Genomic DNA, 18,648 nt, shown 5'->3' with positions numbered 1-18,648 from the left:
GAAGTCAGGGGTGGGACGCCGGGGCTCGGCGGCCGGTGGGCCCGAGGGTCGCCGCCCTCGGGCCCACCGGGTGACGTTCGCCGGCGTGGGGAGCGTGCTGCTAGACGTGGGCGAGCAGCACGGCGGGGTTCTCCACGCAGTCGGCGACGAAGCGGAGGAAGCCGCCCGCGGCGCCGCCGTCGCAGACGCGGTGGTCGAAGGTGAGGGACAGTTGGGTGATCTTGCGGGGCACCACCGCGCCGCCGTGCACCCAGGGGCGGTCGATGACGCGGCCCACCCCCAGCAGCGCCGCCTCCGGGTGGTTGATGATGGGGGTGGAGCCGTCCACGCCGAAGACGCCGTAGTTGTTGAGGGTGAACGTGCCTCCCGTCAGCGCGGACGGGGGCAGGCTGCCGGAGCGGGCCAGTGCGGTCAGGCGGGTCAGTTCGGCGGCCAGGCCGGCGGTGGTCATGAGGTGCGCGTCGCGGACCACCGGCACGACGAGGCCGCGTTCGGTCTGGGCGGCGAAGCCCAGGCTGATGTGGCCGTGGCGGACGATCTCGGCCCGCTCGGTGTCGACCGAGGAGTTCAGCTCGGGGAAGCGGAGCAGGCCGGCCACGCAGGCGCGGGCCAGGAGGGCCAGCAGGCCGATGCCCAGGTCCGGGCTGGTTCGCCGGAGGGTGTCGCGGATGGCGAGCAGGTCGGTGGCGTCCACGTCCACCCAGGTGGTGGCGTCGGGGATCTCGGTGCGGCTGCGGGTCAGCTTGTCGGCCACCGTACGGCGCAGGCCCCGCAGGGGGATGCGCTCCGCCACCGGAGACACCGGGGACACCTGGGACGCCGGGGCCGCTGTCTTGTCGGCGGACGGGGCGTCAGGGGTCGGGCCGGGGTCGGTCCCGGGGTTGGCGATGGCGTGTTCGACGTCGCGGCGGAGGATGACGCCGTGCGGTCCGGTGGGGAGGACGGCGGCGAGGTCCACGCCGTGCTCGCGCGCCATCCGGCGGACCAGCGGCGAGATCACGCGCGGCGCGCGCTCCGGCCCGCCCGGGGACGGAGCAGCAGACTCAGGCCCGGACGCGTGCCCGGGTGCGGACGAGTGCCCCGGTGCGAGCGCGGACCCCGATGCCGGGGCCGGGGCGGGGGCCGGGGCCGGGGTGGAGGGGGCGGGCTTGGTGGGACGGCGGCGGCGGCTCTTGTGCGGGGTGCCGGTGGTGCCGTAGCCGATCAGGACGTTGCCCGAGCCCGCGCGTTCCTCCTCCCGGTACCGCGTCGCCGCCGGGTCCTCCTCGCCCCCGACCTCGATGAGCGGCTCCCCCACCGCCACGACCGCGCCCGCCTCGGCGTGCAGCCGCAGCACGGTCCCCGCGTACGGCACGGGCACCTCCACCGCCGCCTTCGCGGTCTCCACCTCCAGCACGATCTGGTCGATCTCCACCGTGTCCCCCACGGCCACCTTCCACTCGACGATCTCGGCCTCGGTCAGGCCCTCGCCGAGGTCCGGCAGCCGGAACACCTGCCGCGCGGCGGTCGCCGTCATGACGCCTCCCGGGTGAGGTGCAGCAGGTCGGGCTGGTCGTCGAACTGGAGCCGGTCCACGGCGTCGAGGACGCGGTCGACGTCCGGGAGGTGGGAGTGTTCGAGGATGGGCGGCGGGTACGGGATGTCGAACCCGGTGACGCGCAGCACCGGCGCGGCCAGCGAGTGGAAGCACCGCTCCTGCACGCGGGCGGCGATCTCCGCCCCCACCCCGGCGAATCCCTGGGCCTCCTGGATCACCACGCAGCGCCCGGTCCTGCGCACCGAGGCCACCAGGGTCTCGTCGTCGAACGGGACGATCGTTCGCAGGTCGACCACCTCCAGCGAGAGCCCGTCCTGGGCCGCGGCCTCGGCGGCCTGGAGCGCCACCTGCACGCTGGGCCCGTAGGCGACGAGCGTCGCGTCGCGGCCCTCGCGGCGGACGGCCGCCCGGCCGAACCCGGCGGCGCGGCGGTCCGCGGTGGACGTCTCCTCCTTGGACCAGTACAGCCGCTTGGGCTCCATGAAGATCACCGGGTCGGGGTCGGCGATGGCGTCGCGCAGCAGCCAGTAGGCGTCGTCGGCCGTCGCGGGCGTCACGACCTTGAGCCCCGGCGTGTGGGCGTAGTACGCCTCGCTGGAGTCGCAGTGGTGCTCGACGCCGCCGATGCCGCCCGCGTACGGGATCCGGATCACGAGCGGCAGCGACAGCCGCCCGCGGGTGCGGTTGCGCAGTTTGGCCACGTGCGAGGCGATCTGCTCGAACGCCGGGTAGGCGAAGGCGTCGAACTGCATCTCGATCACCGGGCGGAAGCCGCCCATGGCCAGGCCCACGGCCAGGCCCACGATCCCCGCCTCGGCCAGCGGCGTGTCGAAGCAGCGCTCCTCGCCGAACTCCTTGGTGAGCCCGTCGGTGACGCGGAAGACGCCGCCGAGCGGGCCGACGTCCTCGCCGAAGACGAGGACGCGCTCGTCCTCACGCAGGGCGTCCCGCAGGGCGGCGTTCAACGCCTGGGCCATGGTCATCGTGGTCGTCGCGGTCATGTCAGTCCTCCCGCGCGGTCAGCTCGGACGCCAGCAGGGCCCGCTGCTCGTGCAGCTGGGGCGTCGGCTCGGCGAAGACGTGGTCGAACAGGTCGAAGGGGTCGGCCTCGGGGTCGGCGTTCATCGCCTCGCGCAGGCGCGCGGCGTACTCCTCGGCGGCCTTGTGCGCGGCGGCGACGTCCTCGGCGCCGAGCAGGCCGCGTCCGCGCAGGTAGGTCTCCAGCCGGGCCAGCGGGTCGGCCGACTCCCACTGCTCGACCTCCTGGCTCTCGCGGTAGCGGGTGGGGTCGTCGGCGTTGGTGTGGGGGTCCATGCGGTAGGTGTGCGCCTCGACGAGGAACGGGCCGCCGCCGGTCCTGGCGTGCGTCACGGCGGCGGTCAGGACCGACAGCACGGCGACGAGGTCGTTGCCGTCCACCTGCTCGGAGGGGATGCCGTAGCCGATGCCCTTGTAGGCCAGCGCCGGGGCCGCGCTCTGCTTGGCCAGCGGCACCGAGATGGCGTACTTGTTGTTCTGGACGAGGAACACGACGGGGGCGCGCAGCACCGCGGCGTAGTTGAGCGCCTCGTGGAAGTCGCCCTCGCTGGTGCCGCCGTCGCCGATGAAGGCCATGACGACGCCGTCCTCGCCCTTGCGGCGCATGGCCTCGGCCATGCCGACGGCGTGGATCGTCTGGGTGGCCAGGGGCGTGCACTGGGGGGCGACGCGCGTGGCGGCGGGGTCGTAACCGCAGTGCCAGCCGCCGCGCAGCAGCGTGAGCACCTCGACCGGGTCGAGGCCGCGGGAGACGAGCGCGACCGAGTCGCGGTAGGTGGGGAACAGCCAGTCGTCCTCGCGGAGCGCGAGGACTCCGGCGATCTGGCAGGCCTCCTGGCCGCGGCTGGAGGGGTAGACGGCCAGCCGGCCCTGCTTGGTCAGCGCGGTCGCCTGGCGGTCGAAGCGGCGGCCCAGGACCATCCGCCGGTACGCCTCCACCAGCTCCTCGCCGGCGGGCTCGGTGTACCCGGCGGGCGGCTCGACGGCGGTGCCGTCCTCGGCGACGAAGCGCACCGGCTCTGGTGAGGGCAGCAGGCCGTCGACCGTCTGGGGACTCCTCCTCACGGACATGGCGACGCTCACTTTCTCTGGACGTTTGTGAGGGAAAGCGTCCGCTTCCCGGGCCATCCGTTCAAGACATCAGGCATGATGAGCGACAAACGGCTTCATATGGGACTAATGGAGGGCCAATTGTCAGCCAACGAGGGCGTCGAGGGCGGCTGGCCGGGACGTTCGGCCGCAAACCTGGACGGAGTGGACCGGGCGATCATCGCCGAGTTGCTGCGCGACGGCCGGATGTCGATGCGCACCCTGGCCGAACGCGTGCACGTCTCGCGCGCCAACGTCTACGCCCGGCTCACCCGGCTGATGGACGACGGCGTGATCACCGGCTTCACCGCCGAGCTGGCGCCGCACCGGGCGGGCCTGGGCACCAGCGCGTACGTGTCGGTGACGATCGAGCAGAACTCCTGGCGCCAGGTCACGGCACGGCTGCGCGAGACGCCGTACGTGGAGCACTTCGCCATGGTCGGCGGCGACTACGACGTCCTGGTGCTGGTCAGGACGCCGGACAACGCCGCGCTGCGGCACGTCGTGCTGGAACGCATCCAGGACATCCCCGGGGTGCGGGCCACCCGGACCTGGCTGGTGTTCGAGGAGGCCCGCGGCCGGGGCGCGGAATGGGGGGCCCACGACAGCTGAGCCCCCGCCCCAGGTCCTCGTTCAGCGCCCGCCGAAGGTCGGCCTGCGCTTGGCGAGGAACGCCTCCACCGCGCCCGCGTGGTCGGCGGTCAGGCCCAGCCGGGCCTGTGCGCCGGCCTCGGCGGCGAGCACCGCCCCGAGGCCCTGCTCCCACCCCTGCGCGATGAGCCGCTTGGACTCGGCGTAGGCCGCGGTCGGCCCGGCCGCCAGCCGGGCGGCGAGCTCGCGTCCCGCCATGGCCACCTCGGCCCCCGGCACCACCCGTCCCGACACGCCCCACGCGACCGCCTGCGTGGCGCCGAACGGCTCGCCGAGCAGCACCAGCTCCTTGGCCCTTGACTCGCCGACCGCCCGCGTCAGCGTCACGGACAGGCCGGAGTCGCAGGTGAGCCCGATGCCCGTGAACGCCGTGGCGAGCTTGGCGTCCTCGGCCAGGACGCGCAGGTCGCAGGCGAGCGCGAGGGCCAGCCCGGCGCCGACGCAGGCGCCGTTGACGGCGGCGACGACCGGTTTGGGCATCGTGGCCAGGAGCCGGACGACCGGCGCGTAGTCCGCCTCGACGGTGTCGAAGGCGTGGCCGGGGTCGGCGCGCAGGGCCTCGGCGTGCTCGGCGAGGTCCTGGCCGACGCAGAACGCGCGGCCGGCGCCGGTCAGCAGCACGGCCCTGACCGAGTCGTCGGCGGCGGCTCCCTCCAGAGCCCGGCGCAGGGCCTGCTTGAGCGCGGCGTCCAGCGCGTTGCGCCGGTCGGGACGGTTGAGCGTCACGACGGCCACCGCGCCGTCGCGTTCGAGCAGGACCGGGGTGTCGTCCACGTCAGTCCTCCGGCCAGGTCTTGGCCACGAGGGTCAGCACGTCGTACGTGGCGACCGGGACGCCTTCCTGGTTGGTCACGGTGGCGTCCCAGCGCACCTCGCCGTAGTCGGCGCCGCTGCGCGGCGTGATCTGCTTGACGGTCAGCGCGACGGCGATGGCGTCGCCGGCCTTGACCGGGGTGAGGAAGCGCAGCCCGTCGACGCCGAAGTTGGCCAGCACCGGGCCGGGCGCCGGGTCCACGAACAGCCCGGCGGCCAGGGACACCACCAGGTAGCCGTGCGCGACGATGCCGCCGAACAGCGGGTTGCGGGCGGCGGCCGCGGGGTCGGTGTGGGCGTAGAAGGTGTCGCCGGTGAACTCGGCGAAGTGCTCGATGTCGGCGAGCGAGACCGTGCGCGGCGCGGAGGCGATCGTGTCGCCCACCCGCAGCTCGGCCAGCGACTTGCGGAAGGGGTGGACGCCGGACTCGGCGCGCGCCGAGCCGGTCGTCCAGCGGCCGGTGATCGCGGTGAGCTGGTCCGGCGAGCCCTGGACGGCGGTGCGCTGCATGTGGTGCAGGACGCCGCGCACCCCGCCCAGCTCCTCGCCGCCGCCGGCCCGCCCGGGGCCGCCGTGGACGAGCACCGGCAGCGGCGAGCCGTGCCCGGTGGACTCCTTGGCGTCGTCGCGGTCGAGGACCAGGACCCGGCCGTGCCAGGGCGCGAGACCGAGCACGACGGACCGCGCGACCTGCGGGTCGTGGGTGGCGACGGAGGCGACCAGGCTGCCCTTGCCGCGCGCGGCCAGGGCGACCGCCTCCTCGACGCCGTCGTAGGCGAGCACGGTGGCGACCGGCCCGAACGGCTCCACGTCGTGCGGCTCGGCGGCGCCGGGGCGGGCGCGCAGCAGCAGCGGGGTCATGTACGCGCCGCGCTCGGGGTCGCCCTCCAGCAGGGACGCGCCGCGCGGGTCGCCGTGGACGATCTCCGCGCCGGCCCGCAGCGCCTCGACCGCCTTTCGCACCTCGTCGCGCTGGCCCAGGCTGGCCAGCGGGCCCATGCGCACGTCGGGGTTGCGCGGGTCGCCGACGGTGATCGCCGACAGGCGCGCGGCCAGGGCCTCGGTCACCTGGTCCGCCAGGTTCGCCGGCACGAGCACGCGGCGGATGGCCGTGCACTTCTGGCCCGCCTTGACCGTCATCTCGGCGACGACGCCCTTGACGAACAGGTCGAACTCCGGATCGTCCGGGCGCACGTCGGGGCCGAGGATCGAGCAGTTGAGCGAGTCGGCCTCGACGCCGAGGACGACGCCGCCGTCGAGCACGTTCGGATGGCGGCGCAGGATGCCCGCGGTGTGGGCCGAGCCGGTGAAGGCGACGGAGTCCTGGACGGTCAGCTCGTCGAGCAGCCCGGTGGGGCTGCCGGCCAGGAGCTGGAGCGTCCCTTCCGGCAGGATGCCGGACTCGATGATCTGCCGGACGGCCAGCTCGGTGAGGTAGGCCGTCTGGGCGGCGGGCTTGACGATCGAGGGCAGCCCGGCGAGGAAGGCGGGGGCCAGCTTCTCCAGCATGCCCCAGACGGGGAAGTTGAAGGCGTTGATCTGCACGGCGACGCCCGGCCGCGAGGTGTAGACGTGCTGGCCGGCGAAGGTGCCGCCCTTGCTCAGGCGCTCCAGGCCGCCGTCGAGGAAGACGGTGTCGTTGGGCAGCTCGCGCACGCCTTTGCCGGCGTAGCTGAACAGGGTGCCGATGCCGCCGTCGACGTCGACCATGGTGTCGCGGGAGGTGGCGCCGGTGCGCGTGGACAGGGCGTACAGCGCGTCCTTGCGCTCGATCAGGTGCTTGGCCAGCGCCTTGAGCAGGGCGGCCCGCTCGTGGAAGGTCAGGGCCCGCAGCGCCGGGCCGCCGGTGTCCCTGGCGTGCCTGACCATGGCGGCGACGTCCAGCCCTCGGCTGGAGATCCGCGCGACCTCCTCGCCCGTCGCGGCGTCGAGCAAGGGTTCCCCGTCGTCCGACGCGCGGAACCATCGTCCGGCGGCGTAGCTCTCCAGCAGCGCGCTCACGCTGTCTCCTCTCTTGCGCGGAAGCCCCGACTCATGCAACCGTATTACTGACCGAGCGATAAGTAAATAAGACCGATGTCTCGGAGGGACGATGACCACCACGCCGGCGGAGCCGGACCTGGAGGAGCGGCTGCAGTCCGCCTTCGACGCGACCATCGCGGGTCACGACCGGATCGAGCCCCGCGACTGGATGCCGGAGGCGTACCGCAGGACGCTCGTCCGCCAGATCGCCCAGCACGCGCACTCCGAGATCATCGGCATGCAGCCGGAAGGCGAATGGATCGGGCGCGCCCCGTCGCTGCGCCGTAAGGCGATCCTGCTGGCCAAGGTGCAGGACGAAGCCGGGCACGGCCTCTATTTGTACTCCGCGTGCGAGACGTTGGGCGTCTCCCGCGCCGAGCTGACCGAACTCCTTCTGACCGGGAAGCAGAAATACTCCTCGATCTTCAACTATCCGACGCTGTCCTACGCCGACGTCGGCACCATCGGCTGGCTCGTGGACGGCGCCGCGATCTGCAACCAGGTGCCGCTGTGCCGCACCTCCTACGGTCCCTACGGCCGCGCCATGATCCGCATCTGCAAGGAGGAGTCCTTCCACCAGCGGCAGGGCTACGAGCTGCTGATGACGATGATGCGCGGCACCGAGGCCCAGCGGGAGATGGTCCAGGACTCGGTCAACCGGTTCTGGTGGCCCTCCCTCATGATGTTCGGCCCGCCCGACGACCGCTCCCCCAACAGCGAACGCTCGATGGCCTGGGGCATCAAGCGCAACTCCAACGACGAGCTGCGCCAGAAGTTCGTCGACATGACGGTCCCGCAGGCCCAGGCGCTCGGCATCACGCTGCCCGACCCCGACCTGCGCTGGAACGAGGAGCGCGGGCACCACGACTTCGGGCAGCCGGACTGGTCGGAGCTGGCCGCGGTCATCCGCGGCGACGGGCCGTGCAACGCCCAGCGGATGCGCCACCGCCGCGCCGCCCACGAGGACGGCGCCTGGGTGCGCGAGGCCGCGTCGGCGTTCGCGAGCCGTACGGCTGCCGGGGCGGGCGCCCGATGAGCGCCGACCGGCGGGAATGGCCGCTGTACGAGGTGTTCGTCCGGGTCAAGCGCGGGCTCAACCACGTGCACGTCGGGTCGCTGCACGCCCCTGACGACGCGATGGCCCTGCGGCACGCCCGCGACGTCTACACCCGCCGCAACGAGGGCGTGAGCATCTGGGTCGTGCGCTCCGACGCCATCACGGCCTCCAGCCCCGACGAGAAGGACCCGCTGTTCGCGCCGAGCGGCGACAAGGTCTACCGGCACCCGACGTTCTACGACATCCCGGGCGACGTCCCGCACATGTGAGAGGGGGTCCAGCGTGAGCGATGACCACGAGAGCATCTTCGACGGCCTGACCGGCGGGGACTCCGCGCAGTGGGCGTTCGGCACGGACTTCGAGGACCCGCTGGCGGGCGTGGACACCACCGTGCCCGAGGGGGTCGGCCACGCCGAGCTGGCCGCGTACTGCCTCATGCTCGGCGACGACGCGCTGGTCATGTCGCAGCGGCTCGCGGAGTGGTGCAGCCGCGCCCCCGACCTGGAGGAGGACATCGCGCTCGCCAACGTGGCCCTCGACCTGCTCGGGCAGGCGCGCCTGCTGCTGGCGCGGGCGGCCGCGGCCGACCCTGGTGTGGTGCCCGCGCTGCCCGAGGGCTCGCCGGTGCCGCCGGAGGACGCGCTGGCGTTCTTCCGCGACGCCGGGCAGTTCAGGAACGTGTGGCTGGCCGAGGTCGCGAACGGCGACTTCGCGCACGTCGTCGTGCGCCTGCTGCTGTTCTCGACGGCCCGGCTGGCGCTGCTGGAGCGGCTGTCGGCGAGCGCGGACACGGTGCTGGCCGCCGTCGGCGCCAAGGGCGTCAAGGAGGTCGCCTACCACCGGGACTGGGCGGGCCGCTGGTTCCTCACCCTGGCCCAGGGCACCGAGGAGTCGCGCCGCCGGCTCGACGCCGCGCTCGGCGAGCTGTGGCCGCTGCTGGCCGAGCTGGTCACCGCGCACCCCGTCGAGCGCGCGCTCGCCCGCTCGGGCGTCGCCGTCGAGGCCGCCGCGCTGCGCGCCGACGTGGAGGCCGTGCTCGGCCAGGTGTTCGCCGTGAGCGGCGTGCCCCGTCCGGCCGGCGACGGCGAGCCGGACGGCGACCGGGACGGCGACCGGGACGGCGGCCCGGACGGCGGCCAGGGCAGCGGCCGGGACGGCGGCCACACCCCGGCGCTGGCCGACCTGCTCGCCGACATGCAGTCGGTCGCCCGCGCCCACCCGGCAGGCCGCTGGTGAGCGCCGCCGAGCACGCCGGACCCGCGCCCGGGGACGCCCGCGGGCGCGCCGCCCGGGTGGCTGAGCTGGTGCGGGACCCGGAGATGCCGATGCTCACCCTCGCCGACCTCGGCGTGCTGCGCGGCGTCGAGCTGCGGCCGGGGCCGGACGGCGAGGTCGTGGTCGCCTCGATCACCCCGACGTACACCGGCTGCCCGGCCATGGCGACCATGCGCGACGACCTCGTCCACCGGCTGCGGGAGGCGGGTTTCCCGCGCGTCGAGGTGCGGGTCGTGCTCGACCCGCCGTGGTCGAGCGACTGGATCTCCGAGCGCGGCCGGGCCGCCCTGCGGGCCGCCGGGCTGTCGGCGCCCGGACCGGCCCGGCGGACGTCCGGGCCGGTGCCGCTGACGCTCGGCCCGGCCAGGCCCGCCCCGGCCTGCCCGCGCTGCGGCTCCCGGGCCACCCGGCTGACCTCCGAGTTCGGCGCCACCGCCTGCAAGGCCCTCTACGCCTGCGCCGACTGCCTGGAACCGTTCGAGCATGTCAAGGAGATATGAGATGACCACGCTCGCGCCCGCGCCGGCCCGGGCGCACGCCGCCTTCCACGAGCTGACCGTGGCGGCGGTCGACCACCTGTGCGAGGACGCCGCCGCGATCACCTTCGCCGTGCCCGGCGAGCTGCGCGAGGCGTACGCCTTCCGCGCGGGCCAGTCGCTCACCCTGCGCCGCTTCGTGGACGGGCGGGAGGAGCGGCGGTCGTACTCGATCTGCGCCCCGGCCGGGGACGCGCCGCGCATCGGCGTCCGGGAGATCCCGGACGGCCTCTTCTCCTCCTGGCTCGTCCGCGAGGTGCGGCCGGGGACGCGGATCGAGGTGCAGACCCCGACCGGCTCCTGGCAGGCCGACCCCGCCCCGGGCGAGCGGCACCTGTGCGTGGCCGCCGGGTCGGGCATCACCCCGATGATGTCGGTCGCCTCGACGGTGCTCACCCATCCCGGCGCGCGGGTGTCGCTCCTGTACGGCAACCGCAGCAGCCGCACCGTGATGTTCGCCGAGGAGCTCGGCGACCTGAAGAACCGGTACGGCCCCCGCTTCCAGCTCGTCCACGTGCTCTCCCGGGAGCCGCGCGACGTCGAGCTGTTCTCCGGACGGCTGGACGGCGACCGGCTGCGGCGGCTGTTCACCGAGCTGGTGCCGATCGAGACGTTCGACCACGTCTGGTTGTGCGGGCCGCTGCGCATGGTCGAGGACGCCCGCCGGGTGCTGGCCGAGCTCGGCGTCCCGGCCGCGAAGGTGCACGTCGAGCTCTTCTACGTCGACGCTCCCCCGCCGCGGCCGAGGCGGCCCGAGGGCGTGCCGGCGGGCGCGACGACCGTGCTGACGACGGTGCTCGACGGAAGGCGCACGACCGCCACCGTCTCGCGCGAGTCGACCCTGCTCGACGGCGCCCAGCAGACCCGCTCGGACCTGCCGTTCGCCTGCCGGGGCGGGGTCTGCGGCACGTGCCGGGCGGTGGTCCGCGAGGGCGCGGCGGACATGCGCCGCAACTACGCGCTCGAACCGGCCGAGGTGGACGCCGGTTTCGTGCTCACCTGCCAGACGTTCCCGGCCGGCGACCGTGTCACCGTGGACTACGACGCCTGATCCCTACGCAGAGGAGTTTTCCGTGACCGAAGCCCGCGCTCCCCAGGCGGCTCCCCAGTCGGAGCGCCCATGACCCTCATCGTCGAGGAGGGCGCCGACCGGGTGGTGTGGCGGCTCAACCGGCCGCAGGTGCGCAACGCGATCGACCGGGAGCTGGTCGCCGCGCTGCACGAGGCGTGCGCGGCCGTCGAGGAGGTGCCGCGCGTCGTGCTGCTCACCGGCGAGGGCACGACCTTCGCCGCCGGGGCGGACATCGCCCAGCTCCGCGACCGGGACCGGGGCGACGCGCTGCGGGGCATCAACTCCAGGATCTTCGACCGGATCCACCGGCTGCCGATGCCGACCGTGGCCCTCGTGGACGGTTACGCCCTGGGCGGCGGGGCCGAGCTGGCCTACGCCTGCGACTTCCGGATCGGCACGCCGCGCACCCGGATCGGCAACCCGGAGACCGACCTCGGCATCCTGGCCGCCGCGGGGGCCGCCTGGCGGCTGGCCGAGCTGGTCGGGGAGCCGCTGGCCAAGGAGATCCTGCTCGCGGGCCGGGTGCTGACGGCCGAGGAGGCGCGGGCGGTCCACCTGCTCAACGACGTCGTGGAGCCGGAGGACCTGCTCGCCGCCGGTCACCGGCTCGCCGACCGCATCGCGGCGCGGGCGCCGCTGGCCACCCGGCTGACCAAGGCCGTCTTCCACGCCCCGCGCGCCGCGCACCCGTTCGTGGACGACCTGGCCCAGGCGGTCCTGTTCGAGACCGAGGAGAAGCACGCGCGCATGACGGCGTTCCTCGACCGGCGCAAGGAGCGACGCTCATGACCTTCCCGTCGCCCCTGCCACGGATCGTCGGCGTCTTCGGCGGCGGGCGGATGGGATCGGGCATCGCGCACGCCTTCCTCGCCGCCGGCAGCCGGGTCGTCGTCGTGGAGAGCGACCCGCGGGCCGCCGCCCAGGCCCTGGAACGGGTGACCGGCAGCCTGGCCAAGGCCGCGGAGAAGGGCAGGCTGGGCAGCCCGCTCCAGGACGTCCTGGCCCGGCTGCGCACGACGGCCGACCCCGCCGAGCTGGCCCCGTGCGAGCTGGTCGTGGAGGCGGTGCCGGAGGACGCGGCGCTCAAGGCCCAGGTGTTCGCCCTGGTCGAGCGGCAGGCGCCGGGCGCGGTGCTGGCCACGAACACCAGCAGCCTGTCGATCGGCGGGCTCGCGGCCGGCCTGGCCGCGCCGGAGCGCTTCATCGGGCTGCACTTCTTCAACCCCGTCCCGGTCAGCGACCTCATCGAGGTCGTCGTCGGCCCGCGGACGGACCCCGAGCTGGTCGAGCGGGCCCAGGAGTGGACGCGGGCGCTCGGCAGGACGCCGGTCACGGTGGCCGACTCGCCGGGCTTCGCCAGCAGCCGGCTCGGCGTCTGCCTGGCCCTGGAGGCGATGCGCATGCTGGAGGAGGGCGTGGCGAGCGCGGCCGACATCGACACGGCCATGACCCTCGGCTACCGCCATCCGACGGGCCCGCTGCGCACCACCGACGTGGTGGGCCTGGACGTGCGGCTGGCGATCGCCGAGCACCTGGCCCGCGAGCTCGGCCCCCGGTTCGAGCCGCCGCGGATCCTGCGCGACCTGGTGGCCGCCGGGCATCTCGGCCGCAAGACGGGCCAGGGCTTCTACACCTGGTGAGCCCCGGGCGTGTGCCCGGCCAGGCCGTCGAAGGCGATCGCGGTGACGGCGTCGGCGACCATCGCCCGGTCGTAGGCGCCGTCCGGGCGGTACCACTCCACCAGCGAGTTGACCATGCCGAACAGCAGCCGGCTGACCAGCGCGGGCGGCACGTCGTCGCGCAGCGCGCCCTCGGCGACGGCGTCGGCGACCAGCACGGCCAGGCGGTCGTCGAGCCAGCGGCGGCGTTCCAGGGCGGCCAGCTCGACGGGGCTGTTGCCGCGCACCCGCAGCAGGAGCGTGACGCTCGGCTGGTGGGCGACCAGCACCTCGACGCTGCGCCGCACGACCTCGCGCAGGCGTTCGTAGGCCGTGCGGCCGGCGGCGTCGCGGGTGGCGGCGGTCACGGCGGCGGTGAGCTCGTCGAGGGCGTCGTCGAGGGCCTGGCCGAGCAGCTGTTCCTTGCTCGTGACGTGGTGGTAGATGGCCGGTTTGGTCAGGCCGAGCTCCTTGGCCAGGTCTCCCATGCTGGTGGCGTCGTAACCCCTGCGGTTGAACAGCTCCACCGCGGCGCGCAGGATCGCGGCCTGGTCGTAGCCGGGTCGGCCGCGCCCCCGGCGCGGGGCGGGCCCGGCGGGCTCGGTCGTCGTCACGAAAGCCAGCATCTCACGGCAGATCAGACCTCTCCCCCGAGGCGGTCACACCCCCGGGACGCCGCGACGCCCGCGGGGTACAGTCGTGATGATCTTCTCCTACCCTCCGAGGAGTGAGCCCCGTGACGTTGCCCGCCGACAGCCATGTGCACAGCGAATGGTCCTGGGACGCCCCGAAGGGCGACATGGAGCGTTCCTGCGCGCGGGCGGTGGAGCTCGGCCTGCCCGCCATCGCCTTCACCGAGCACGTCGACCACACCGTCTGGACGGTCGACCCCGGCGCCCTCGACGGCCACGACCACCTGCTCGCGCTGACGACGCCGGACGGGCACCTCACTCCCCCGGCCTTCGACGCCGCCGGCTACCTGGAGGCGGTCGAGCGGTGCCGCGAGCGTTTCCCGCGGCTGCGCATCCTGAGCGGCCTGGAGGTGGGCGAGCCGCACCGGCACGCCGGGGACGTCGCCCGCGTGCTCGCCGCCGGGCGCTTCGACCGGGTGCTCGGCTCCCTGCACAGCCTGCCCGCCGGCGACGGGTTCTGCGAGCCGCCCGGCCTGTACGCCCGCAGCGCCGCCGCCGAGGTCGTCCGGGACTACCTGGCCGAGATCCCCGAGCTGGTCGCGGGCAGCGACGTGTTCTCCGTGCTGGCCCACGTCGACTACCCGGTGCGCTACTGGCCGCGGGCGGCCGGGCCGTTCGACCCGGCCGACTTCGAGGAGGAGTTCCGGCACGCGCTGCGGGTGACCGCCGGGTCGGGCCGGGCGCTGGAGATCAACACGGTCCTGCCGCTGCACACGACGCTGCTCGGGTGGTGGCGGGAGGAGGGCGGGCAGGCCGTGACGTTCGGCAGCGACGCCCACGAGCCGTCCGTCGTCGCGCGCCGGTTCCGGGAGGCGGCGGAGCTGGCCCGGGCGCACGGCTTCCGGCCGGGCCGGGACCCGTACGACTTCTGGGGCCGTACGGGCTGACCCCCGACGTCCGGGCCCCCTACCGGTCCACCAGGCGGGTCCGGAGCAGGGCCAGGTCGTCCGGTGGCAGGCCGCCGGCCAGCAGGTACGCCTGCGCGCCGCCGTGCCGGTCGTCCAGGTGGGCCAGGGCGGCCAGCATGGTGTCCGCGGTGACCTCGGCGAACAGGCGCAGCGCCCTGGCCCGCCCCGAGTCGCCGTCCAGGGCGGCGAGGTGGTCGTCGAGGCGCAGGCAGACGGCCGTCATGGCGTAGTCGGCGGCGATCTCCTGCCGGGAGACGCCGGCCAGCGAGAGGGCCAGCGCGACCGCCAGCCCGGTTCTGTCCTTGCCGGAGTGGCAGTGCAGCAGGACGCCCCCGTCCGGCGCGTGGGCGACGGCCGACAGGACGGCGGCGAACCGGCCGGCGCCCCGGTCGAGGATCACCCGGTAGATGCCGGGCAGGGTGTCGTCCAGCGCCTCCAGGACGGTGTCCTCGTCCCGCAGGACGGGCAGGTGGCGGCGGCCCGGCACGTCGGGGCCGGGGTCGGCCTGGCACTCGGCGGCCAGCCGGAGGTCGGCGACGAGCCGGATCCCGTGGGCCCGCAGCGCCGGGACGGCCGTGCTCCTCGGACGGTCGCCCCGCACCAGCGCGCCCCACCGGATCCGCCCGCCGTCCTCGGTCGGCAACCCGCCGAGGTCGCGCACGTTCTCGCAGCCCGGCCAGCTCAGCACCCGTCCGCCCGACGGCGGCTCCAGGGGCGTCACGCGAGGTCCCGCAGGTTGCTGGTCCAGGCGTCGATGGTGGCCTGCCACTCCTTCGGATCCTCCGGCCGCCCCGGCACGCCGGGTCTGGTCTGCCAGGGCAGCGGCCCCGACTCCGGCCGGTACTCCACCCCGATCGCCGCCAGCCGCGGCAGATGACCCGCCAGCCGGGCGCGGAAGTCCTCCAGGTCGCGCCCGGACGGTCCCCAGACGGTCTCGGCGAAGGCCGCCAGCCGGGGGAAGACCATGTAGTCGACCCGCCGGTTGGAGTCGATCAGCTCGGTCCAGACCTGGCACTGCGCGCCGAGGACCCGGGCCGCCGCCGGGTCGTCGCGCAGCTGCGCGGGCACGGGCTCGAAGGCGTAGACGTCCTCCAGCGCGAGCACGGTCCCGAACGGCACCGGCTCGTCCTCGCCCGTCCCCTGGCGGTAGTCGAAGTACACCTGGGTGTTGGAGCAGTTGATGACGTCGTGCCCGCGCCGGGCGGCGGCCACCGCCCCGAGGTCGCCGCGCCAGGACGCCACCACCGCCCCGGGCGCCAGCCCGCCCTCCAGGATCTCGTCCCAGCCGACCAGGCGGCGTCCCCGGGCGGCCAGGAAGTCGTCGAACTGGTGGATGAACCAGCTCTGCAGCTCCTCCTCGTCGCGCAGGCCCAGCTCGCTGATCCGGCGCTGGGCCGACGGGCTCTCCCGCCACTGCTCCTTGCGGCACTCGTCGCCGCCCACGCACACGTACGGGCTGGGGAACAGCTCCAGCACCTCGTCGAGCACGTTCTTGAAGAAGGTGATCGTGGCGTCCTCGGCGTTGAGCACGTTCCGGCCGATGCCCCAGGTCGTGCGGACCTCCAGCGGCGTGCCGAGGTTGCCCAGCTCGGGGTAGGCGGCGATGGCGGCCTGGGTGTGGCCGGGCAGGTCGATCTCCGGCACGACGGCGATGTGCCGGGCGGCGGCGTAGGCGACGATCTCCCTGATGTCGTCCTGGGTGTAGTAGCCGCCGTGGGGGCGGCCGTCCATGGCGCCGTTCCAGCCGGTCTGGCTCTCCCGCCGCCACGCGCCGACCTCGGTCAGGCGGGGGTATCGCCTGATCTCGACGCGCCAGCCCTGGTCGTCGGTGAGGTGCAGGTGCAGGACGTTGAGCTTGTGCAGGGCCATCAGGTCGATGAACCGCAGCAGGTCGTGCTTGGTCATGAAATGCCGGGCGACGTCGAGGAGGCAGCCGCGCCAGCCGAAGCGCGGCTCGTCCTCGATGTGCGCGCCCGGCGCGACGAGGGGTTCGGCGGCCGGTGTCCGGCGGTAGGCCGCGGCGGGCAGGAGCTGGCGGAACGTCTGGGCGCCGTAGAAGGCCCCGGCGGGCCCGCCCGCGTCGATGGCGACGCCGTCCTCGCCCACGCTCAGGCGGTACGCCTCCGGCCCGAGGCCGTCGCCCAGCCCCAGGGTGATCGTCCCCGGGCCCGGCGTGCCGGGCAGCAGCTCACCTCCGGTGACCTGGCTGAGCTCGGTGCGCAGCCAGGCGGCCACCCCGGCGAGCGCCGGGTCGGCGGTGAGCGCCGTGCGCCCGTCGAGGACGAACCTCCCGCGCCTGGTCTCCTGGCCGACGGGCCTGGGAACGATCTTCAAGTGGATCTCCTCACTGACAGGTGATGGTGGCGTCGGCGAAGTCGGCGTGGTCGGAGGTGGCGTTGTCCCCGCCGTTGGTCGCGACCAGCCGGACGAACCGGGCGCCCGCGACGGACGCCGTGACCTTCCTGGCGGGCATGGCGCCGGTCAGCACGCCGGAGTGCGCGACCCGGCCGCCGTCGGCCCACACCTCGAAGTCGGCCGACCCGGCCTGGCCGACCTCGTCGTCGATGCCGGCCTGGAACTCGACCGTCGTGCACCGGCCGGCGGTGTGGAACTCGATGTCGGCGGGGGCGTGCGTGCCCAGGCCCTTGGCGTACCGGACGCCCTCGACGGTGATCGGGCGGCCGTCGCCGGCGGCCCGATCGCCGTTGCTGGTGTCCTTCTCGACCGGGCCGAAGTAGTTCGTGGCCCTGGTCCAGGCCAGGTCGCTCAGGTGGGTGCGGCCCGTGCCCGGCGCCTTGGCCACGATGACGACGGCGACGGCCTGCCGGCCGCCCTGGGTGAAGGCCACCTCGTAGGTGCCGGGCGTGGCGCCCGCGGGCGGGGTGACCGTCCAGGTCACGGTGAACGCCTCGGCGGCGCCGACCCGGGCGGTCCTGGCCGGCGTGCGGGCCTCGGCGCGCCAGCCGTCCGGCGCGGACGCCTTGACCTCGACGTCCCGCAGCGGGGCGGTGGCCCCGGTGTTCGTGACGCGGGTGACCAGCTCGCCGGGCACGCCGGGCTCCAGCACCGACGGGCGGTCCTCGCCGAGGAAGCGCGGCGGGTCGGCCTCGAACGTCACCAGCGGCGGCGCCTGCTCCCTGCTCTCCGCGACCCGGTAGAGCACCGCCGCGTGCGCCGGGACCTGCGCCGACAGCACGTCCTTCGTCGAGCTGACCGCGCCGGACCACAGCTCCTCGACGCGGTGGCGGGAGCCCGCGCCGAGCCGGGTGGAGATCACCGCCGCCCGGTCGCTCTCGTTGAACAGCGCGATCGCCCGGTCGCCGCCGTCCAGGGGCTTGGCCAGGACGTGGTACCAGCCGTCGGAGGAGACGAGCCGGCCGTGCGCGCCCAGCCGGTCCTGGTCCACCGCGATCACCTTGGGGTTGGCGACGACGGCCGCCGGCGCCTTGGCCGGGTCGGCCTGCAGGACGAGCGGCGCGGCCCCCATGGCCCACAGCGTGAACTGGGCGCGGTACTCGGTCTCGGTCATCCCGCCGCGCCCGGCCTGGATCAGGTCGGGGTCGGCCCAGCTGCCCGGCCCGGCGTACTCGGCTCTGAGCTGGTTGGTCTCCCAGATGTCGACCATGCTGGGGTAGCTGTCGGGGATGGGCCTGTTGTAGACGTTCGTCCGCCAGGTGGTGGCGCCGGCGTCCTTGCCCCACAACCAGGGCACGGTGCTGCCGTCCTCGTTGTTCATGGCGAACACCACGCCGTCGCCGAGGGCCTGGCGCATGCGCGGGTAGAGGGTCTGGGCGATCTGCTGCACGTTCTGGCCGGGGAAGTCGGCCGTGGGGACGTTGCACCAGTCGTACTTGACGTAGTCGGCGCCCCAGGCCCTGAGCTGGGCGGCGTCGGCGGCCTCCTGCTTGTAGGAGCCGGGGCCGCCGCCGGAGCACGCCTTGGTGCCGGCCGACACGCTCAGGCCGAGCTTGAGCCCCTTGGCGTGCAGGTCGTCGGCCAGCGCCTTGACGCCGCCCGGGAAGCGGGCCGGGTCGGGGGCAAGGGCGCCGCCGCTGCGCTGGGCGGCCAGCCAGCAGTCGTCGAGGACGACGTACCGGTAGCCGAGCGGCGCGAGCGGGGCGAGGGCGTCGGCGGCCTGGCGGACGGCCGCCTCGGAGACCGAGCAGCCCAGGGAGCGGCTGCTCCAGCCCATCGGGGGCGCCGCGGCGGTCGCCGCGGTCGCCGTTGAGCCGGGTAAGGGCGCGAAGGGCAGGGTGAGGAGGGCCGCCGCGGCGGCGGCCGTGATCGTGCGCATGGGGA

At 74.5% G+C, this 18,648-nt stretch carries 18 protein-coding genes; 9 read left to right on the top strand and 9 right to left on the bottom strand.

Annotation, left to right across the window (positions count from 1 at the left end; translation table 11 throughout):
- Positions 1 to 100: 100 nt before the first annotated feature.
- The 3 genes from ABZ444_RS33775 to pdhA are packed head-to-tail and all read right to left on the bottom strand — an operon-like array spanning position 101 to position 3,640.
- Positions 101 to 1,516: a dihydrolipoamide acetyltransferase family protein gene (locus tag ABZ444_RS33775; protein ID WP_358005850.1), complete on the bottom strand. Its 1,416-nt coding sequence runs from the start codon at positions 1,514 to 1,516 to the stop codon at positions 101 to 103.
- Positions 1,513 to 2,538, bottom strand: a complete 1,026-nt coding sequence (locus ABZ444_RS33770; RefSeq protein WP_358005843.1) for an alpha-ketoacid dehydrogenase subunit beta — start codon at positions 2,536 to 2,538, stop codon at positions 1,513 to 1,515. Before ABZ444_RS33770 ends, ABZ444_RS33775 begins: the two co-directional genes overlap by 4 nt.
- Position 2,539: 1 nt before the next feature.
- A complete protein-coding gene (pdhA, locus tag ABZ444_RS33765) occupies positions 2,540 to 3,640 on the bottom strand; it encodes a pyruvate dehydrogenase (acetyl-transferring) E1 component subunit alpha (RefSeq protein ID WP_358005840.1) in 1,101 nt (366 codons plus the stop codon).
- A 126-nt stretch (positions 3,641 to 3,766) separates the two neighbouring features.
- Here pdhA and ABZ444_RS33760 point away from each other — a divergent pair, with 126 nt between their 5' ends.
- Positions 3,767 to 4,276 (top strand): Lrp/AsnC family transcriptional regulator, encoded by a 510-nt coding sequence (locus tag ABZ444_RS33760; protein WP_358005837.1) that lies wholly within the window; start codon positions 3,767 to 3,769, stop codon positions 4,274 to 4,276.
- Between the two features lie 21 nt (positions 4,277 to 4,297).
- Here ABZ444_RS33760 and ABZ444_RS33755 read toward each other — a convergent pair whose 3' ends face one another.
- Positions 4,298 to 5,089: an enoyl-CoA hydratase-related protein gene (locus tag ABZ444_RS33755; RefSeq protein ID WP_358005834.1), complete on the bottom strand. Its 792-nt coding sequence runs from the start codon at positions 5,087 to 5,089 to the stop codon at positions 4,298 to 4,300.
- A 1-nt stretch (position 5,090) separates the two neighbouring features.
- Positions 5,091 to 7,130 (bottom strand): phenylacetic acid degradation bifunctional protein PaaZ, encoded by a 2,040-nt coding sequence (gene paaZ / locus ABZ444_RS33750; RefSeq protein WP_358005831.1) that lies wholly within the window; start codon positions 7,128 to 7,130, stop codon positions 5,091 to 5,093.
- 91 nt (positions 7,131 to 7,221) lie between these two features.
- On the opposite strand from paaZ, the gene paaA reads away from it, so the two are divergent.
- The 7 genes from paaA to ABZ444_RS33715 all read left to right on the top strand — a co-directional run bounded on the left by paaA (position 7,222) and on the right by ABZ444_RS33715 (position 12,731).
- Positions 7,222 to 8,187: a 1,2-phenylacetyl-CoA epoxidase subunit PaaA gene (gene paaA, locus ABZ444_RS33745; RefSeq protein WP_358005828.1), complete on the top strand. Its 966-nt coding sequence runs from the start codon at positions 7,222 to 7,224 to the stop codon at positions 8,185 to 8,187.
- Complete coding sequence (gene paaB / locus ABZ444_RS33740; protein WP_352324188.1) at positions 8,184 to 8,477, top strand: 1,2-phenylacetyl-CoA epoxidase subunit PaaB; 294 nt, start codon at positions 8,184 to 8,186, stop codon at positions 8,475 to 8,477. The genes paaA and paaB overlap by 4 nt, the downstream gene beginning before the upstream one ends.
- Positions 8,478 to 8,490: 13 nt before the next feature.
- On the top strand, positions 8,491 to 9,444 hold the full coding sequence (gene paaC, locus ABZ444_RS33735) for a 1,2-phenylacetyl-CoA epoxidase subunit PaaC (RefSeq protein WP_358005825.1): 954 nt from the start codon (positions 8,491 to 8,493) through the stop codon (positions 9,442 to 9,444).
- On the top strand, positions 9,441 to 9,983 hold the full coding sequence (paaD, locus tag ABZ444_RS33730; protein WP_358005822.1) for a 1,2-phenylacetyl-CoA epoxidase subunit PaaD: 543 nt from the start codon (positions 9,441 to 9,443) through the stop codon (positions 9,981 to 9,983). Before paaC ends, paaD begins: the two co-directional genes overlap by 4 nt.
- A 1-nt stretch (position 9,984) precedes the next feature.
- Complete coding sequence (gene paaE, locus ABZ444_RS33725; protein WP_352324185.1) at positions 9,985 to 11,070, top strand: 1,2-phenylacetyl-CoA epoxidase subunit PaaE; 1,086 nt, start codon at positions 9,985 to 9,987, stop codon at positions 11,068 to 11,070.
- A 69-nt stretch (positions 11,071 to 11,139) separates the two neighbouring features.
- Entirely contained in the window at positions 11,140 to 11,880 is a 741-nt protein-coding gene (locus ABZ444_RS33720) for an enoyl-CoA hydratase/isomerase family protein (protein ID WP_358005819.1), read from the top strand.
- A complete protein-coding gene (locus ABZ444_RS33715) occupies positions 11,877 to 12,731 on the top strand; it encodes a 3-hydroxyacyl-CoA dehydrogenase family protein (protein ID WP_358005816.1) in 855 nt (284 codons plus the stop codon). Before ABZ444_RS33720 ends, ABZ444_RS33715 begins: the two co-directional genes overlap by 4 nt.
- Here ABZ444_RS33715 and ABZ444_RS33710 read toward each other — a convergent pair.
- Complete coding sequence (locus ABZ444_RS33710) at positions 12,719 to 13,363, bottom strand: TetR/AcrR family transcriptional regulator (RefSeq protein ID WP_357968749.1); 645 nt, start codon at positions 13,361 to 13,363, stop codon at positions 12,719 to 12,721. The two genes, ABZ444_RS33715 and ABZ444_RS33710, sit on opposite strands and share 13 nt — an antisense overlap.
- A 113-nt stretch (positions 13,364 to 13,476) precedes the next feature.
- Between ABZ444_RS33710 and ABZ444_RS33705 the strand changes: the two genes are divergently transcribed.
- Positions 13,477 to 14,328, top strand: coding sequence for a PHP domain-containing protein (locus tag ABZ444_RS33705; RefSeq protein ID WP_358005813.1), 852 nt, complete (start codon positions 13,477 to 13,479; stop codon positions 14,326 to 14,328).
- 19 nt (positions 14,329 to 14,347) lie between these two features.
- On the opposite strand, the gene ABZ444_RS33700 is transcribed toward ABZ444_RS33705, so the two are convergent.
- Genes ABZ444_RS33700 through ABZ444_RS33690 form a run of 3 tightly spaced genes read right to left on the bottom strand, consistent with a single transcriptional unit; the run spans position 14,348 to position 18,643 of the window.
- The gene (locus ABZ444_RS33700; RefSeq protein ID WP_358005810.1) at positions 14,348 to 15,070 is read right to left on the bottom strand and encodes a tyrosine-protein phosphatase; all 723 of its coding nucleotides are present in this window, start codon (positions 15,068 to 15,070) and stop codon (positions 14,348 to 14,350) included.
- A complete protein-coding gene (locus ABZ444_RS33695) occupies positions 15,067 to 16,677 on the bottom strand; it encodes a beta-N-acetylhexosaminidase (RefSeq protein WP_358006007.1) in 1,611 nt (536 codons plus the stop codon). The genes ABZ444_RS33700 and ABZ444_RS33695 overlap by 4 nt, the downstream gene beginning before the upstream one ends.
- A 16-nt stretch (positions 16,678 to 16,693) precedes the next feature.
- Complete coding sequence (locus tag ABZ444_RS33690) at positions 16,694 to 18,643, bottom strand: NPCBM/NEW2 domain-containing protein (RefSeq protein ID WP_358005807.1); 1,950 nt, start codon at positions 18,641 to 18,643, stop codon at positions 16,694 to 16,696.
- Between the last annotated feature and the right edge of the window lie 5 nt (positions 18,644 to 18,648).

The sequence above is a fragment of the Nonomuraea sp. NPDC005730 genome (genome assembly GCF_040630865.1).
Classification (GTDB): domain Bacteria; phylum Actinomycetota; class Actinomycetes; order Streptosporangiales; family Streptosporangiaceae; genus Nonomuraea.
Note: the sequence above shows the minus strand (reverse complement) of the source record. Positions and strands in the feature narration are given on the sequence as shown.

Coding starts and splice junctions, on each gene's coding strand:
- ABZ444_RS33770 (WP_358005843.1), bottom strand. CDS start 2,538: ATGACCGCGACGACCACGATGACCATGGCCCAGGCGTTGAACGCCGCC.
- paaE (WP_352324185.1), top strand. CDS start 9,985: ATGACCACGCTCGCGCCCGCGCCGGCCCGGGCGCACGCCGCCTTCCAC.
- ABZ444_RS33775 (WP_358005850.1), bottom strand. CDS start 1,516: ATGACGGCGACCGCCGCGCGGCAGGTGTTCCGGCTGCCGGACCTCGGC.
- paaA (WP_358005828.1), top strand. CDS start 7,222: ATGACCACCACGCCGGCGGAGCCGGACCTGGAGGAGCGGCTGCAGTCC.
- ABZ444_RS33715 (WP_358005816.1), top strand. CDS start 11,877: ATGACCTTCCCGTCGCCCCTGCCACGGATCGTCGGCGTCTTCGGCGGC.
- ABZ444_RS33720 (WP_358005819.1), top strand. CDS start 11,140: ATGACCCTCATCGTCGAGGAGGGCGCCGACCGGGTGGTGTGGCGGCTC.
- ABZ444_RS33690 (WP_358005807.1), bottom strand. CDS start 18,643: ATGCGCACGATCACGGCCGCCGCCGCGGCGGCCCTCCTCACCCTGCCC.
- paaB (WP_352324188.1), top strand. CDS start 8,184: ATGAGCGCCGACCGGCGGGAATGGCCGCTGTACGAGGTGTTCGTCCGG.